At 71.0% G+C, this 14,183-nt stretch carries 15 protein-coding genes; 3 read left to right on the forward strand and 12 right to left on the reverse strand.

Features of this window, described 5'->3' with window-relative positions:
* Nucleotide 1: 1 nt before the first annotated feature.
* On the reverse strand, nucleotides 2–532 hold the full coding sequence (locus OHA98_RS41035; RefSeq protein ID WP_266933432.1) for a hypothetical protein: 531 nt from the start codon (nucleotides 530–532) through the stop codon (nucleotides 2–4).
* Nucleotides 533–798: 266 nt separating this feature from the next.
* On the opposite strand from OHA98_RS41035, the gene murJ reads away from it, so the two are divergent.
* On the forward strand, nucleotides 799–2,481 hold the full coding sequence (gene murJ / locus OHA98_RS41040) for a murein biosynthesis integral membrane protein MurJ (protein ID WP_266933434.1): 1,683 nt from the start codon (nucleotides 799–801) through the stop codon (nucleotides 2,479–2,481).
* On the opposite strand, the gene OHA98_RS41045 is transcribed toward murJ, so the two are convergent.
* Together OHA98_RS41045 and OHA98_RS41050 are read right to left on the reverse strand one after the other, a co-directional pair.
* Nucleotides 2,447–3,586, reverse strand: a complete 1,140-nt coding sequence (locus OHA98_RS41045) for a hypothetical protein (protein ID WP_266933436.1) — start codon at nucleotides 3,584–3,586, stop codon at nucleotides 2,447–2,449. The genes murJ and OHA98_RS41045 overlap by 35 nt on opposite strands.
* Before the next feature lie 78 nt (nucleotides 3,587–3,664).
* The gene (locus tag OHA98_RS41050) at nucleotides 3,665–4,375 is read right to left on the reverse strand and encodes a hypothetical protein (protein WP_266933438.1); all 711 of its coding nucleotides are present in this window, start codon (nucleotides 4,373–4,375) and stop codon (nucleotides 3,665–3,667) included.
* 90 nt (nucleotides 4,376–4,465) lie between these two features.
* Here OHA98_RS41050 and OHA98_RS41055 point away from each other — a divergent pair, with 90 nt between their 5' ends.
* Nucleotides 4,466–4,687, forward strand: coding sequence for a hypothetical protein (locus OHA98_RS41055; protein WP_266933440.1), 222 nt, complete (start codon nucleotides 4,466–4,468; stop codon nucleotides 4,685–4,687).
* A 74-nt stretch (nucleotides 4,688–4,761) separates the two neighbouring features.
* Here OHA98_RS41055 and OHA98_RS41060 read toward each other — a convergent pair whose 3' ends face one another.
* The 4 genes from OHA98_RS41060 to OHA98_RS41075 form a co-directional block, all read right to left on the reverse strand.
* The gene (locus tag OHA98_RS41060; RefSeq protein ID WP_266933442.1) at nucleotides 4,762–5,526 is read right to left on the reverse strand and encodes a hypothetical protein; all 765 of its coding nucleotides are present in this window, start codon (nucleotides 5,524–5,526) and stop codon (nucleotides 4,762–4,764) included.
* Between the two features lie 33 nt (nucleotides 5,527–5,559).
* The gene (locus tag OHA98_RS41065; RefSeq protein ID WP_266933444.1) at nucleotides 5,560–7,659 is read right to left on the reverse strand and encodes a type IV secretory system conjugative DNA transfer family protein; all 2,100 of its coding nucleotides are present in this window, start codon (nucleotides 7,657–7,659) and stop codon (nucleotides 5,560–5,562) included.
* 101 nt (nucleotides 7,660–7,760) lie between these two features.
* On the reverse strand, nucleotides 7,761–8,162 hold the full coding sequence (locus tag OHA98_RS41070; RefSeq protein ID WP_266933446.1) for a hypothetical protein: 402 nt from the start codon (nucleotides 8,160–8,162) through the stop codon (nucleotides 7,761–7,763).
* A gap of 13 nt (nucleotides 8,163–8,175) precedes the next feature.
* Entirely contained in the window at nucleotides 8,176–8,607 is a 432-nt protein-coding gene (locus tag OHA98_RS41075) for a hypothetical protein (protein ID WP_266933448.1), read from the reverse strand.
* Nucleotides 8,608–8,953: 346 nt separating this feature from the next.
* Between OHA98_RS41075 and OHA98_RS41080 the strand changes: the two genes are divergently transcribed.
* Nucleotides 8,954–9,400 carry a hypothetical protein gene (locus tag OHA98_RS41080; protein ID WP_266933450.1) on the forward strand — a complete coding sequence of 149 codons (447 nt, stop codon included), beginning with the start codon at nucleotides 8,954–8,956 and terminating at the stop codon, nucleotides 9,398–9,400.
* Nucleotides 9,401–10,486: 1,086 nt separating this feature from the next.
* On the opposite strand, the gene OHA98_RS41085 is transcribed toward OHA98_RS41080, so the two are convergent.
* From OHA98_RS41085 to OHA98_RS41105, 5 genes are all read right to left on the reverse strand, one after another.
* Nucleotides 10,487–10,693 carry a hypothetical protein gene (locus OHA98_RS41085; protein WP_266933452.1) on the reverse strand — a complete coding sequence of 69 codons (207 nt, stop codon included), beginning with the start codon at nucleotides 10,691–10,693 and terminating at the stop codon, nucleotides 10,487–10,489.
* Nucleotides 10,694–10,708: 15 nt separating this feature from the next.
* Nucleotides 10,709–11,203 (reverse strand): hypothetical protein, encoded by a 495-nt coding sequence (locus OHA98_RS41090; RefSeq protein ID WP_266933454.1) that lies wholly within the window; start codon nucleotides 11,201–11,203, stop codon nucleotides 10,709–10,711.
* A 175-nt stretch (nucleotides 11,204–11,378) separates the two neighbouring features.
* Complete coding sequence (locus tag OHA98_RS41095; RefSeq protein ID WP_266933456.1) at nucleotides 11,379–11,642, reverse strand: hypothetical protein; 264 nt, start codon at nucleotides 11,640–11,642, stop codon at nucleotides 11,379–11,381.
* 50 nt (nucleotides 11,643–11,692) lie between these two features.
* Nucleotides 11,693–11,854, reverse strand: coding sequence for a hypothetical protein (locus tag OHA98_RS41100; RefSeq protein ID WP_266933458.1), 162 nt, complete (start codon nucleotides 11,852–11,854; stop codon nucleotides 11,693–11,695).
* Between the two features lie 156 nt (nucleotides 11,855–12,010).
* Nucleotides 12,011–14,173 (reverse strand): DUF2637 domain-containing protein, encoded by a 2,163-nt coding sequence (locus tag OHA98_RS41105; RefSeq protein ID WP_266933460.1) that lies wholly within the window; start codon nucleotides 14,171–14,173, stop codon nucleotides 12,011–12,013.
* Nucleotides 14,174–14,183: the final 10 nt, after the last annotated feature.

A 14,183-nucleotide genomic window follows, 5' to 3' on the forward strand; every position in this document is an offset into this window, starting at 1 on the left:
GTCAAGGCCGGTCGAAGGGCTGGACGGTGAAGCGGACGCCCTGCCCGGAGTCGGCGGGCGCCGCGGTGAGGAAGCCGGGGTCGGCCTGCGCGATGCCGCCCAGCAGCGCCTTGATCCGGTCGGTGGGGCGCTGAAGGTCGACGCGGAGCCCGTCGAAGTCCGAGAGGCGCACCGGGTGCGGGGACGTGCCGTAGCGGTGGGCCCACAGCCGGGTGCGGATCAGCTTCGCGGCCTCGGTGTCGTCGGGACGGGCGGGGATGCCGCGCGGCATCGCCCGGCAGGCGGCGGCGTGCGCGTTGGCGGCCGTGGCGGCCTCCGCCTCCGTCATCACGGTGCCCGCAGTGTTGCGGTCCGCGCGGTGGGTGCAGCCCAGGCACGCGGCGACGTAGCGCGGCGTGCCGTGGTCGGTGTCGGCGGTGTAGACGAGGACGGTCGCGCCCTCCAGCGCCCGGTAGCGCTGGGAGACGATCGTGCCCTCCGGCGTCCACGTCTCGGGGACGGCAGCGGGGGCGGTGCGGGTGAACAGCGACACGGTGATTCTCCTTCGAGGGTTCGTTGATCAGGCGGCGAGCCGGTGGGTTACCGGGCCGTAGTGGTGAAGTACGTGTCGGGGCTGGGTTCGTAGCCCCGTGCGCAGGGGTCGCAGCAGCCCTGGGTGCGCAGCGGTACTGGCGCAGAGCACTTGTTCCGTGGCTGTCGTATTCCTGCGGCCACGGTCACGGCCGGGGAGCGTTCGCTGAACTCTGCGGCCGTACGGACGAATTGGGGCCGGGGAACCTTGGGGCATAGGTTGACGGCATGGTGGAGGGGGCGAACTCCGCGGCGCAGACCATGCCGCAGGAGCAGCAAAAAAGGGGGCGGCATGCCGCCCGGCGGAAGAAGGACAAGGGCGGACTGGCTCGTTCGTCCTTGCTGATGGCTGTTGGCACGGTGGTGTCACGGGCGACGGGACTGATCCGCCAAGTGCTGCAGGCCGCAGCGCTGGGAACGGGCTTGCTGGCCAGTACGTACAACACGGCGAACACCGTGCCCACGAGCCTGTACACGCTGCTGATCGGTGGCGCGCTCAACGCCGTGTTGGTGCCGCAGCTGGTCCGGGCCAGGGCAACGCAGCCCGATGGCGGACGCGCTTACGAGCAGCGTCTGGTCACCCTTGTGGTCTGTGTACTGGGTGTGGGCACGGCGCTGGCGGTGTGGGCGGCGCCGCAGATCGTGGGCCTGTACATGCGGGACACCCCGGACAGTCACGAGGCGTTCGAGCTGACGGTGACGTTCGCGCGGTTCCTGTTGCCGCAGATCTTCTTCTATGGGTTGTTCAGCATCTACGGGCAGGTGTTGAACGCTCGCGAGAAGTTCGGCGCGATGATGTGGACCCCGGTACTGAACAACGTGGTGCTGGTCGGCATGTTCGCCGCCTATCTGGGGCTGCTGACGGTTCCCGACCGGGTGGAGGACATCACCTCCGACCAGGTGCAGTTGCTGGGGATCGGGACGACAGCAGGAATCGCCGTGCAGGCCTTGGCACTGATCCCGTTCGCGCGGGCGGCCGGTTTCCGTTTCCGCCCGCGGTTCGACTGGCGAGGCACCGGCTTGGGCAAGAGCGTCCATGCGGCGAAGTGGACGCTGCTGTTCGTCTTGGCCAACCAGGTGGCGCTGACGGTGGTCACGAATTACGCCAATGCCGCCGACCAGGAGCTGCCGCAGGCCGGCGCGGGCTACTCGGCCTACACCTACGCGCAGACCATCTGGATGCTTCCGCAGTCGATCGTGACGGTGTCCCTGGTCACGGCCCTACTGCCGCGCATGAGCCGGGCCGTCGCCGAGGGGCGCATCCCGGATCTACGCGCGGACCTGTCCCGGGTGCTGCGGATCAGCGGCGTGGTCATCGTGCCCGCCGCGTTCCTCTTCCTCGCCCTGGGCCCGCAGATCTCCTCGCTGCTATTTGCCCACGGGGCGGCAGACGCCGCCTCGGCCCGCCCGCTGGGGTACATGCTGCAGGCGTTCGGACTCGGGCTCATCCCGTTCTCCGCCCAGTACCTGCTGCTGCGCGGCTTCTACGCCTTCGAAGACACCCGCACGCCGTTCTTCATGGCCGCCTGGATCGCGGGCGTGAACATCGCCCTGGCCACCGCCTGTCACATGCTGCTGCCGGCCCGCTGGGCGGTCGTTGGCATGGCCGGCGCCTACACCCTCTCCTACGTGGCCGGTCTCGCACTCACCGCGCATCTGCTGCGCAAGAGGCTTGGGGGCCGCATCGACGACGGCGGCCTGCGCCGCACCTACGTAAAACTGTTCTGCGCCGCGGGCCCGGCTGCAGGGCTGGGCTGGGCTGCAGCGCGTGCATGTGCGGGTCTCGGAAGTGGAACGTGGCCTACGGCCGTCGCACTGGCTACCGGGGCGCTGGCGACAGCCGTGGGATACCTCCTTCTCGCCCGGCTGATGAAGGTCAACGAGTTGCGTCGCCTGCCCGGGATGCGCTGAGTCCAGGCAGACGAAGCGAGGAAGCGTGCTTCAGGGACGGTCCTGCGCGGCTGGCGATGTAGTCGAGCCAGTCCCGCTTGGCATATCCGGTCCAGCGAGTGGAATTGCTGATGCTGGTGCCGGTGAAGTCGGCGAGGACAGATGCTGGTAGATCGGTGGCCAGCGCGAGTCGAGCACTGTTCCGGCTGGCGAGGGGCGCAATGCCGTGTCGGCGGAGCTTCAAGTAGAGGTAGGTGGCTCCGAGAGCGCGGGCGGGCTCCTGCCCGGGGAACAGCCATGGTGTTGTGCTGGCCGTCTGGTCGAGGTGCCAGCGTTTCTGGCGCTGGTCGCGCAGTGCGCGGACCAGCTGGGCGACTTCGGGTGGCAGCGGAAGACGATGACCGTTGAGGTTGAGCGCCACCACCGTGCCGTTGTCGATGATGTCGTGCACGGTGAGTTCCAGCAGTCGGGTGTGCTGCAGCCCGAACAGGAGTGTCAGGGCGCCGGCCGTGCGGACATCGAGAGGCAGTGCATTGTCGTCGAGACACCGGTGCAGTTGTTCGGCCTGGTCCTCGTCCGTGCTGAAGACGCTGGGTGCGGCGACGGGGACCCGTGGGACTACGAGCTCGCCGACCAGGCCCCGGCCTCTCGCCCAGGTGACGAAGGCACGCACCTCACGACGTTTCTCAGACCCTTCCTCCAGCCACATCTCGAGTTCTGGCTGTGTGAGCTCCCCGAGAGGGATGCCGTGCTCGTCGAGCCAGCCCAGCAGTTCCACGGCTCGGCGCAGCCGCGATCGCATCTGGTGCTGCGTGCTGGCGCGTAGCGGGCGGTGCCGGTGGGCCCGGCGGATGCGGTGCAGCAGGTACCAGTGGGTGAAGGGGGTGAGGAACTTGCGCTGGGGGAGTGGTGCCTGGGTCAAGAGGGCGTCTGCCCAGCGGGGCAGGGCCTCCAGTCGGTCGTCCCGCGGCGGCAGCACCGCAGCGGCGATGAGGACGTCGCGGATGTATCGAGTGGTCGGCGTGTTGGGCAGGTCGTCGAGCTGCTGGTGGGTGAACTCCTCATCAGAAGCACCAAGTTGAGACAGGAGAGCTGGCACTCCGTCGCGGGTCAGCCAGTACGCCACTCGGCGGGGCGGCCGGTCGGCCTGTCCGGTCCTCGCCACCCCTGCCGGGGGGCGAGGACCAGGCGGAGCGACCGGAGGTCAGCCTCGGAAGGGGCAGCCGGTGTGCTGGTCGGCGGTTACGGCCGGGGCCGGGACGTGGATCTCGGGCCGGACGGCGACGGTCGCCGGGCGGGTTGCGGGGCGACGCAGGGTCAGGCCGTGCAGCGCGAACGCGGAGAGGACGGTCCAGGCGAGGAGGGTGAGTCCGGCTGCGACGGGGCGGCCGTTTTCCGGGGTGGCCGTCCAGACCATGAACACGGTGGCTGCGCCGTGCCCGGCCCACGTCGCGCGCAGGCTGTTGCTCTCGGAGAGGTAGCCGAGGACCAGGGCGACGATGCCGGTGAGCAGCCACAGCGTGTAGACGGTGGAGCCTTCGACGGGGAGGCCTGCGGAGTGCTGGGCAATGTATGTGCGTACCGGCTGGTCGACGACGGCGAACATCCCGTGGGAGGTGTCGGCGGTGAGCACCTGGTGCAGCGTCCGGAGAATGACTTCGCCGGCGGTCTTGGCCAGCACCACGACGAGGCTGGCCCCGGCGATCGTGAGAACGGTGCGGAGCCAGGAGGCCATGTGCCGGAAGCCGTGCTGGGGGGCGCTGAGGATGTCCTCCCACATCGTGTGCAGCAAGCCGCCCCTCTTCCAGGTGGTGGTCCACCAGGTGCGCAGGGCGGCGAACCGCGGCTTGCCGGGCCGGGCTTTCGGGACGGGTGCGGGGAGGTGGTTCTGGCGGGGGATGTTGTGGGACGGCACGGGGCAACTCCTTGTGGGATCGGTGTTCAGGGAGCGTGCGAATGGGGCCAGGCTGGGAGCGACTGGCCTGGGAAGGAAAGGGGTGACGGGATGGGGTTCTGGACCCGTGATGAGCCGGAGGCGGTCGTCTTCGACGAGGTCATCGACACGGACGGGCAGATCTGGCCCGCTTTCACCGACGATGCCGGGGTGCTGTGGATCGACGTGGAGGAGGACGTCGAGGTGACCATCGACCGGGCGATCGTGGACGGTCAGATCCGGGGTGCCGAGGTCGATGACCACGGCCGTATCTGGATCGACTACGCCGACTGACCGCAGGGCCGGACACTCTGTCCCGCACCCGAAGCCCCGTTGGGGTGTCGGATGCGAGGCAGGGTGTCCGGAGTTCAGCGGACGTCGTTGCGGGTGCGGGCGAACATCCCGCGCTGGCTGGTGTTGGTGATCTGTGTGTTCTGCACTACGGGCCCCTCGTACACGGTTGTCGTGCTGGCGGAGCGGGCCTTGCTGATCGCGCCGCCGATGGCAGTGGCGACCATGGCGACGCCCGCAAGGGGGAGGGTCACCATCAGCACGCCGTAGAGGGTGACCGAGGCGAGGCCCTGGAGGACGAGCCAGGCGCCGCAGCCCATGCCGGTGATGCCTGCGCCGACGCCGATGGAGGCGACGGCGATCCCGGCCGCCCAGGCCGGGACGATCCGCCTGTCGTCCTGCGGGACGGGCGGGGTGGTGCCGAACCGGGGCAACGGGGTGTCGTCCCGGTAGGACGTCTGGGCGGGCTGCTCGGCGTCGGGCCGGACGAAGGCGCTCTTGAGGATCCGCTGAGCCTCGGCGGCTGCTTCGTCGTCGGTCAGCGGGCGGGTGATGTGGCCGAAGTCCACGGGGTCTCCTCGGGCTGCGCCCGTGCCCTCCCCGCCGTGGTGGCGGGGAGGGCACGGGCGGGATGGGGGTGTGGGGCGGGGGTTACGGCCGGTCGGAGGCGGCGTCGGGTACTGCCAGCGCGGCAGCTGCAGGCGCCCGGACCCGACGCGGACAGGGAGGTCGTCGCGGTGTCCGGTGAGCAGCAGTGCGGTCAGCGACGCGCGGGTCTCCGAGCTGCGGGCGAGGAACGCGGCGGCCTCGTCGGCCATGAGCACCAGGGGGAGGTTCGTCATCGTGTTCTCCTTCGTCGGTTCGGTGGGGCAGGACTATTCGGACCAGCCGAGGGGGGCGTATTCACCGTGGTCGACCTGGAGGAGGAGCCCGGCCTCGACCAGTTCGCTGAGTGCGTTGCGGACGGTGCCTGCGGCGCCGTCGACCGCGGTCCGGATTTCCTTGGAGGTCATCCGCCGGGTCACCGCCGCGAGGACCTGGTCCTTGACCGTCACCCGTTTCTTGGCCGTGGTGAATACCGGCGGCATCGGGGCGAAGCCGTCGTGGTCGTGGTCGTCGTCGGTGGTGTCGGGGGGAGGTGCGTCCCAGTCGCCGTAGAGGTCGCCCAGGGCGTCGCTCTCGCGGTCGGTGAGGGTGCTGACGGCACCGTTCTCGGGGAAGATCTCGCCCAGGCCGTCGGGGCTGCCGTCGTCGGGGAGATGGACGTACAGGGTGCGCATGAGCAGGGTGTCGGACCCGGTGACGACGTGGCCCGCGCCTTGTGTGGACTGACCGGGGCGGTCGTCCTCGGTGCCTCGCATCCGGTCGAGGAGGGAGACAGCGGCGCCGAGCCGGTCGGGGATCGAGGCGAGGTCGGCGTCACCGGCCAGGCCGCCGGTGGCCTGGCGGGCGGCGACACCGCCCGAGATGCGGAGCACGATGCCGACGCCGCCCTGGACCTGCTCGCGCAGGGAGGCGGCGCCGCCGAGCTTGTCGAGGTTGAGGGTCTGTCCGGCGAACAGGACGCCGATGCCGAACTTGCGGCCCTCGCGGGCGAGGATGTCGGTCAGTTCGGCGATCTCGTCGCCGTATTCGGGGTCGGTGACCAGCGAGTTGAACTCGTCGAGGACCAGGACCAGGGCGGGGTAGGGGGAGTGCGGTGAGAAGTCGTGGCCGACTTCGGTGTTGATCTCGCCGCGGATCCCCATCAGGGCCACGGCCGCGCGGAGCTGACGGACGGTGCGCAGAGCGCCGGAGCCCTGCCGGTCGACGTAGCGGCCGACCGCGGCCATCTGCGCGTCCGGGCGGGCCGCGGTCACCCAGCAGACGACACCGGCGTTCGAATAGGCGGCGCACATGAGCGCCATCGCGACGGTCTTGCCGGAGCCGGTGACGCCGACGAGGAACCCGTGCAGGGTGCCGGAGGCGGACCGCATGTGGACCTTGGCGTCGCGTCCGTCGTGACCGGTGCCCAGAGTGAACCGGCCGTACTGGTCCAGGGCGAGGAGCTCGCGGGTTGCCGGGCGAGCCCGCTTGAACGGAGCCTCGTCGTACAGCGAGATCAGCACTTCGCGGCCCTGCGGTTCGGCGACCAGCCGCATCTCAGACGGGGCGACACCGAACGCGCTGCAGAGCTGTTCGTGGTTGACCCGGGCGACCTGGCTGGCGGGAACCGCGGCGAGGATCATGGTCCTGCCGGGCACCTCGTCGTCGATCGCAACGACCTGCGCGCCGGGGATCGCCCCGCCGGGTGCGGCGATGTAGTCGCGCCACATCGTGTCGAAGCGGCTTTTCCCCTCGCGGGAGGGCTGCACGCTCAGACGTATCCGGCCGGGCCCGGTGTCCGCGATCTCCTCCAGCGACACCGTCGTCACGGGAAAGCCGTAGACGGCGGCGATATCGGTGGGATCCATGCGGGGCACGGCCGTGCCGGCCGGGGCGACGATGTCGGCGGTGAAGTCCGGCCGGTCCTGCGCCAGTTGCCGGATGTTCTCCAGCCGGGTCTCCTGCGCCACCTTGGAGTCGGCCCACATCCTGGCGACGATGCCGTCGAAGTCCTTCGGATACGCAGCCGTTGTGTCGCCGGGCTCTCCGGGGGTCCATCCGGCGCGGGAGGCCGGGAGCCAGGCCCCCATCAGCGCGCCCCACACGACCGGGGCGGCGATCTGCCACCAGGACGTGCCAGGCACGATCGCGTTCGCGGCGTACACGCCAGTGCCGGTGACGACCGGCAGCACCCGCTGAGCGGTCTTTAGCGCCTTGGAGAAGTCACCGGACTTCACCCGCCGGTACAGCCACCACAGGCAGCTACTGCCAGCCAGCGCGACAGGCACATGGGCGGCTGCGCCGCCCAGCTCGGGGAGTGCGGCCAGCGCGACGGCGGACACCCCGTACGCGGCCAGCTCCGCCTTCGCCTTCCTGGGCATCCGCTTCATCACGGCAGGGCCTCCTTCTTCTGTTGTTGTCCGGGACGGGAGAGGGCCGCACCCCGCTTTCGGCGGGTGCGGCCCTCGATGAAAGCGGAGGAGCGGGCGGGTCAGCGCTTGCGGTAGAACCCGGGCTTGGCCTGACGGGCCTTCGTCGCCTGTACCGCGGCGTGGATGCCGCCGTACTGGGCCTGATGCACGGTCTTCGCCCGGCCGGCCGCCTGACTGATCCGGTCCGCCGCGCCCGCCACACGCAGTCCGTGTGCGGTACAGCGCCCGAAGGCGCGGGACACCCCGCCGATGGCGGTGAGATGCCGGGCGTCGACCTCCGCGGCCGCGCACATGTCGGCCACGACGGCCGCGAACTTGGCGTTGCGCTTCATACGCAGCGCCACCCCCTCTGCCTCCTCCCGCAGCCGGTCGGCGGCGTTCTGGAGGCGGGTGAGCTTGGCGCGCAGCGCCTTGTATCCGTTGTTTTCGCCATCGGATCCGACGGCGGGAAAGTTGCTCATCGCGGATCCCCGATCAGTTCTCGTTGTGTACGCGTGCGCTGGGCGTGAGCAGGCCCGCGTCGACGGTCGCGTCGGCGACGGGACGATGGTCACGGTTCATGGCCGTCTCCTCCGCCTCGGACAGCTCGGCCGCCTCCAGGCAGGCCTTGGCCATCCGTGCGACGTGGCGGATGAGACCGGAGATCTCATTCGCCACTTCGGCCAGGGCCGACATCAGCTCCTTGCTGCCCACGTTGTGGTCCTCGGCAAGGTCATCGGCCATGGCCTGCACCACGCTGAGCAGCCGCCGGCCGGACTTGACCAGGGACTCGCAGTCGTCGTGCGTGTCCATGCCCTGCGTCGTCAGCTTGTCCAGCGACCTGCAGACATCGTCGAGCGTGATGTCGGTCATGTGCCGGCCGCTCGCGACCTTCGTCACGGTGAACTTCGGGATCACTGGTTCCATGGGAATTGCCTTCCTCTTACGGGTCGTACCGGGCCTCTTGCCTGCCGGGCGCTGCGGCGCACGGGGCAGGGCCGACGGTCCGGACTGCGGGATGCCGCGCCGGGCGGGCGCGATCGGGGCGGGCTCCCACGGCTTGCTGTTGCGGCGTGCCGGACCGGCCTGGGTCCAGATGACCGTCGCGGGCTCCTGCGCACCGACGTCCCACGGCGAGGTACGGGACCAGCCGAAGCCCGGACCCGAACCAGGAGTACTGCCGGCCGGGCCTGGCCCGGCCTTACCGGGCGGGGTCTTCTTCCATGGCCCCTTGCCCGCCGCTGCACCGGGACCGCTCCCCGTCCCGCCACCGGTGGGGGTGTTCGTCGGGCCGCCGGGGGCGGAGGTGTTCTTCGGTCCGCCGGGCGTTTTCTTCTTCCACGGTCCCTTGCCCGCCGCTGTACCCGGGCCGGTTGCCGTCCCGCCACCGGTGGGGGTGTTCGTCGGGCCGCCGGGGGCGGAGGTGTTCTTCGGTCCGCCGGGCGTTTTCTTCTTCCACGGTCCCTTGCCCGCCGCTGTACCCGGGCCGGTTGCCGTCCCGCCACCGGTGGGAGTGTTCGTCGGACTGCCGGGCGGGCCGCTCGTACTGCTGCGGCGCTTCTTCCAGCGAGCTGCCATCGTCTCGCCGACCGCTTGCCAGAACGTCGTGCGCCCCGTGCCCGGTGCGGCGCCGCTGGAGGAGCCGTTGACGCCGCCGGGCGGTGTGGTAATGCCGCTGTTGGGCTTGTTCGGCTTACTCAGGACCGGCGTCGGCGGCTGACGCCGGTTCCACCGGTCCTGCACCGTGTTGCCGACGGCCTGGGGGAGCGTCGTCCGCTGGTGCTTCGACCCGCCTTTCGACGTGCCGCCGGACGCTCCCGAGGACCCTGACGTCCCAGGCCCGTTCGACCTGCCCCGGCCCTCTGAGCTCCGCCCGGGACCGGTCCCTCCGCGGCCGGCGCCGGCGCCGGCGCCCTGCTGGCCGGAGCCCGATGAGCCCGACCGGCCAGAACCCTTCGGGCCGGATCCCGACCGGCCGGAGTTGTTCTGGCCGCCCGGACTGTTGGACTTCCCGCCACCGGAACTACCGGAAGGTCCGGGCTTGTTGGGAGCGGTCCGCGACGAGCCCGACGAGCCCGCCCCTGAACCTCCAGACGGCCCCCTGGAGCCCTTCCGTGACCCGCCCGGCCCCATCGGGCCACCGGACCGTCCCGGGCCGCCAGAACCCTGCCCACGGGCCGTCCTGCCGTACTCGTGGGACGACTGCACACCACGCTGCGCCTTGGCGCGCTCGGCGACAGCCTGTGCGGCGAACCGTGTCCCGTCCGCGTCGGCCTTGGCCGACAGCATTTCCATTGCGCGTTTGTGTTTCCCGGCCTCCGCCCTGCGCGGACCGGATTCCTGCACCCAGGTACGGATTCCCTCGAAAGCGGCGAGAGCGATTGCCAGAATCGCGGCCATCGAAAGCGCCCCCGTGCGGGGCGCCCCGGCGTCGGCCGGAGCGTCTCCCGGGCCTTCGCTGCGGAAAGTCGGGGGGACAACTCCCGCCGGGGGCGTGGCAATAGACGGTGCGGGTGCGTCGAACGGGGAAACCCGGACCGGTTCCGTTCTGTCACTGTTTCCCGCTCCCGTTCCCGTCCCACTGTCCGATGTCAGTACCGGAGCAGGCGGGACTGCGGGAGGCGGGGGCAGAGAGCCGATCCGGGGGATCGGGACCACGTTGTCCGGGCCTTGATCGTCGGACACGTGCCCTCCCTTCATGGTGACGGCCGGTCACCGGGGGCGGGTGCCTCGCACGCGTACATAGCACGCGTGGTTGGGACCCGCCAACCCGGCTTCCCGGCCGTGATGATGATGACGATGACAGTCACACCAGGTGAGTTCGGTAGATCCGCTCCAGCTCACCGGAGACCGTGTTGAAGAGGCGCCCGTCGCCCGATCTCCGGGCCTTCTGCAGCGCCGACACCTTCACGAAGTCGAGCCAGACCCGCATGAATTCCTCGGGCCCTTTCTCTCCTTTCGTGTGCGCCTCCTCGAACCTCCTGTTCCAGTACTCCGCTTTCTTCGGAGACATGGCCGAGATCTTCACCTACGCGCTCTCCTTCGACTTGAAGAAGTCACTGAGCACCTGTGGTGCACCGGCCTCTTCTCCATCATTCTTCGCGGGTGCCAGACGCTCCAGGGTGCGAGCAGCAGAATTCTGCGCGATGGCCCTGGCCTGGCCTTTCCTCTGAGCCTTTTTCAGAGCCTTCCTTTCCCGGGTCTCTCCGACCTGCTGCGGGTCGGTCCTCTCATAGGCGGCGACCGTCCCGTTGATGGCCTTCGCGGCCTTGCGCATAGCCCTGGCCGCCTCCCGCAGGGGCTTGGCGCGCTGCTTCGCCCGCAGCGCTTTCGACCAGGGCAGATCCCCGTCGACCGCACGCTGTTTCAGGTCCGATTCCAGGGCGTCGGCCAGCGCGTCGTAGCTCTGCGCGTCGGTCAGCAGACCCGCACTGTGCTGCGCCTGCCAGGAGTCGCGCGATCCATCCAGACGCAGGGCCTGGACACCGGACGTCACCCGGGTCGCAATGTCAGTACTGCTCATGGGATTTCTCTCCTCATCGGGGGGGAATCGGTGGAGACCGGGACCGGCGCTTCGACGCCTTCACCGCGCTCCCGAGGCGCTGACTTCACCTCGGAGCGCGGTGGAACCGTCGAACAGCCCATCCGTTCAGGTCAGAGGGCCGGGTGGTAGCCGTGAGGACCAGGTCGACAGCCTCCTAGCGGTACTTCGAGGCGCTGTCGGTTGAGGACACCCCCGTCTCGCGCTGTCCGTCGGCGGGCAGCGCCTGGTCGGCGTCGCCGCCGGAGACGAGAATCCGGACGGCCGTGCGGACGGCACGCTCGGGACGGCGCCCGAGCTCGGTGCGGAGGAGACGAATGCGGCCGTGGCGCGGGGCGGGTGGTTCTCGGTTGTGCCTGGCCCGCTGTGTCCGTGCTCGGGGCGCGGTGCGGGCCAGCGGCCTGCCGGCCGTGGCCGTCACCGGTCCGCGCTCGGGTGTGAGCGGGGCCGGTGGCGACCATGGCCAGCAGGTCAGCGCCGCTTTCGCGGCAGCAGGCGGGGGTGGCACCACCAGCAGGTGGGGCCGTGGTCGTACAGGCTGCGGGAGTGGACCAGCAGGAACGGCGTGGCCAGGATCATGACGAGGGTGATCAGGACGAGGATCACGCCGATCGCGTACTGAAGATTGCTCATGTCGAGTTCCTCTCAACTCAGTCGAAGCTCGGGGAGGGTTGGGTGGGCGACCTGACGCTCGCGCTCACACACCGGCCCGCGCTCGGGGTGCGAGCGCGGGCCGGTGGCGAGCGTGAGCGTCAGGCGGTGAGCGCCTCGCGCTCACCGGGCGCTCACCTACGCGCCCGGGGTGGCCTCCTCGACCTGAGCGCGCAGACGCTGGGCGGTCGGGCGGGAGACCGGACTGTCGGACAGCTTCGCGTCGGTGAGCGCGTCGCGGATCTCCTTCCACTCGGGGCGGCGCCCGAGCTCGGTGTAGAGGAGACGGATGCGAGCGTGGCGGCGCTCGGTGAGCGCGTCGCTCTCGCTGCGCGTGAGCGCGCCGTCCGCTCGGTGAGCGTCGTCATCGTCCGTGTCACGCTCACCTTCGTGAGCGCCGGAGGTGAGCGCCGGGCGCTCGCGCTCACCGCGCGTCTCCTCATCGGTGAGCGCGCTCATGTCCGGGCGAGCGTGCTCGCTCTCCTCCACCCGTTCGACGGTGAGCGCGTCCTCGGGGGTGAGCGTGTCGGCGAGCGCGGCGGGCGCGGAGCCGAGCTTGAGCGCCATCCGCTTGTCCAACGGGGCCTTCCAGCGCCACAGCAGACCGAAGTCTTCCTTGAGCTGCGCTCGCATGTAGGTCTCCTCCTGGAGGCGGGTGAGCGCCTGCTGGTAGGAGGTGATCTCCCACAGGATCATCCGGCGGCGGAGCCGGGCGGTGGGGATCGGAGCGAGGATCCAGCGGCTACGGCGCACCGTCTCCATCCGCTTCTTGCCGGTAACCGCGCCGATCCGGGTGCCGTACACGTGCGAGGCGATCTCGGAGAAGATGACCCAGAGCAGCGTGAGGGCGGCGTGCCCGATACGGCCTCCGGGGGTGGAGGACGCCTGCCAGTTGAGGTAGACCGTCACCGCTGTCAGCGCGCGGGGCACCCAGCGGATCCAGCGGAGCTCCATGCCCATCCGGATGAGGATGAGGTTGGCGCCGGTGAACGCGGGGATCGCGACGTCGATGCCGACGGGGAGCAGCCACGGCCAGTCCCAGCCCCACTTGGCGGCCTTGGTCTCCAGCGCGGTGTAGGAGGAGAGCAGCCCGAGGGTGGAGACGACCGCGGCCGCCAGGACGATCCCGACGACCAGCACCAGCTCCTGGCCGGACAGCGGCGGCACCCCGTCGGCGGGCCGGGCGTCGTCGCGGGCTTTGCGCCGCTTGGCGCGCGACTCGGTCCGAATCTCCCGGCGCCGCGCCCGCTGGACGGTGCGCTGCGTCGCCGCCTCGAGGATCCGGTCAGCTTCGGCGCGGGCCTGGGCGGCGGCGGTCTGGTCGGCCGTGGCCTGCGCCGCTGCCTCCCGGGCCGTCGTCGCGTCGGCGTCGGCCTGCTCGCGCAGCCGGGCGGCGTTCTTGTCTGCCGCGGTCCGCAGTTCCTCGGCGGAGGTGCGGGCGTCGGCCAGGGCGCGGTCGGCGTCGGCGCGGAGGCCGGCGGCCACCTTCTCGGCTCCGGCCCGTACCTGCGCGGCCTGGCCGTCCGCGCTCTCGCGCATCCGGCCGGCCTCGCTCCGTGCCCGCTCCAGCACCTGTTCGGCGTCGGTGGTGGCCCGGGTGCGGGTCTGGGCCGCGGTGCGCTCCGCACCGGCCAGCAGCTCGGCGCGCTGCGTCTCCGTGTCGGAGATGATCTTCGTGGCGGCCTGCGCGGCCTCGGTGCGGACCTTGTCGGCGTGCGTGGCCGCCGTGGTGGTGACCTCCTGCGCCTGGCGGTGGGCGTCGGCGAGCAGCTGCTCGACTGTCGCCTTGGCGTCGGCGAGGACCTTCTCCGCCTCACTGGCCGCCGTCGCCGCGACGGTGTCGGCCTGGCGGCGCGCGTCGGCGAGCAGCTGCTCCGCCGCCGTCTCGGCGGCTGCGCGGACCTGGTCGGCGTCGGCGACCGCGGTGGTGGCGGCCTCCGTGCGGACCCGGTCGGCGTCCGTCGCGGCGGCGGCCAGGAGTCGGGTCTGCTCCGCCTTGGCGGCCTCGGTGATCGAGGTCGCCTCGGTGCGGGCGCCGTCCAGCAGCTCGGTGGCGAGCACCTGGCCGTCGGCGAGGATCCGCGCGACGTCGTCGGCGGCCTGGTCCCGGAGGTCGGCGGCGCGGTCGGCGGCGTCGGCCAGGACCGGGTCGGCCTCCGGGTGCACCAGCGGGACGGTGGTCTCGGGGGCGGCGGCCTGGGCAGGGATGGAGGCCGGCGTCGCCGGGGTCTTGGCGTGCCCGTTGCGGGGCTTCGGGTTCGCCGCGGGGCGCCGGCGGCGGGTGGCGGGCTTGGTGGCCACGGGGGGGGTC

Source organism: Streptomyces sp. NBC_00654 (assembly GCF_026341775.1).
Lineage (GTDB): Bacteria > Actinomycetota > Actinomycetes > Streptomycetales > Streptomycetaceae > Streptomyces.

Excerpts from the sequence above, each read along its gene's own strand:
- OHA98_RS41100 (WP_266933458.1), bottom strand. The coding sequence starts at position 11,854 with ATGAGCAATCTTCAGTACGCGATCGGCGTGATCCTCGTCCTGATCACC.
- OHA98_RS41065 (WP_266933444.1), bottom strand. The coding sequence starts at position 7,659 with ATGAAGCGGATGCCCAGGAAGGCGAAGGCGGAGCTGGCCGCGTACGGG.
- OHA98_RS41060 (WP_266933442.1), bottom strand. The coding sequence starts at position 5,526 with ATGACGAACCTCCCCCTGGTGCTCATGGCCGACGAGGCCGCCGCGTTC.
- OHA98_RS41055 (WP_266933440.1), top strand. The coding sequence starts at position 4,466 with ATGGGGTTCTGGACCCGTGATGAGCCGGAGGCGGTCGTCTTCGACGAG.
- OHA98_RS41075 (WP_266933448.1), bottom strand. The coding sequence starts at position 8,607 with ATGGAACCAGTGATCCCGAAGTTCACCGTGACGAAGGTCGCGAGCGGC.
- OHA98_RS41070 (WP_266933446.1), bottom strand. The coding sequence starts at position 8,162 with ATGAGCAACTTTCCCGCCGTCGGATCCGATGGCGAAAACAACGGATAC.
- OHA98_RS41085 (WP_266933452.1), bottom strand. The coding sequence starts at position 10,693 with ATGTCTCCGAAGAAAGCGGAGTACTGGAACAGGAGGTTCGAGGAGGCG.
- OHA98_RS41090 (WP_266933454.1), bottom strand. The coding sequence starts at position 11,203 with ATGAGCAGTACTGACATTGCGACCCGGGTGACGTCCGGTGTCCAGGCC.
- murJ (WP_266933434.1), top strand. The coding sequence starts at position 799 with ATGGTGGAGGGGGCGAACTCCGCGGCGCAGACCATGCCGCAGGAGCAG.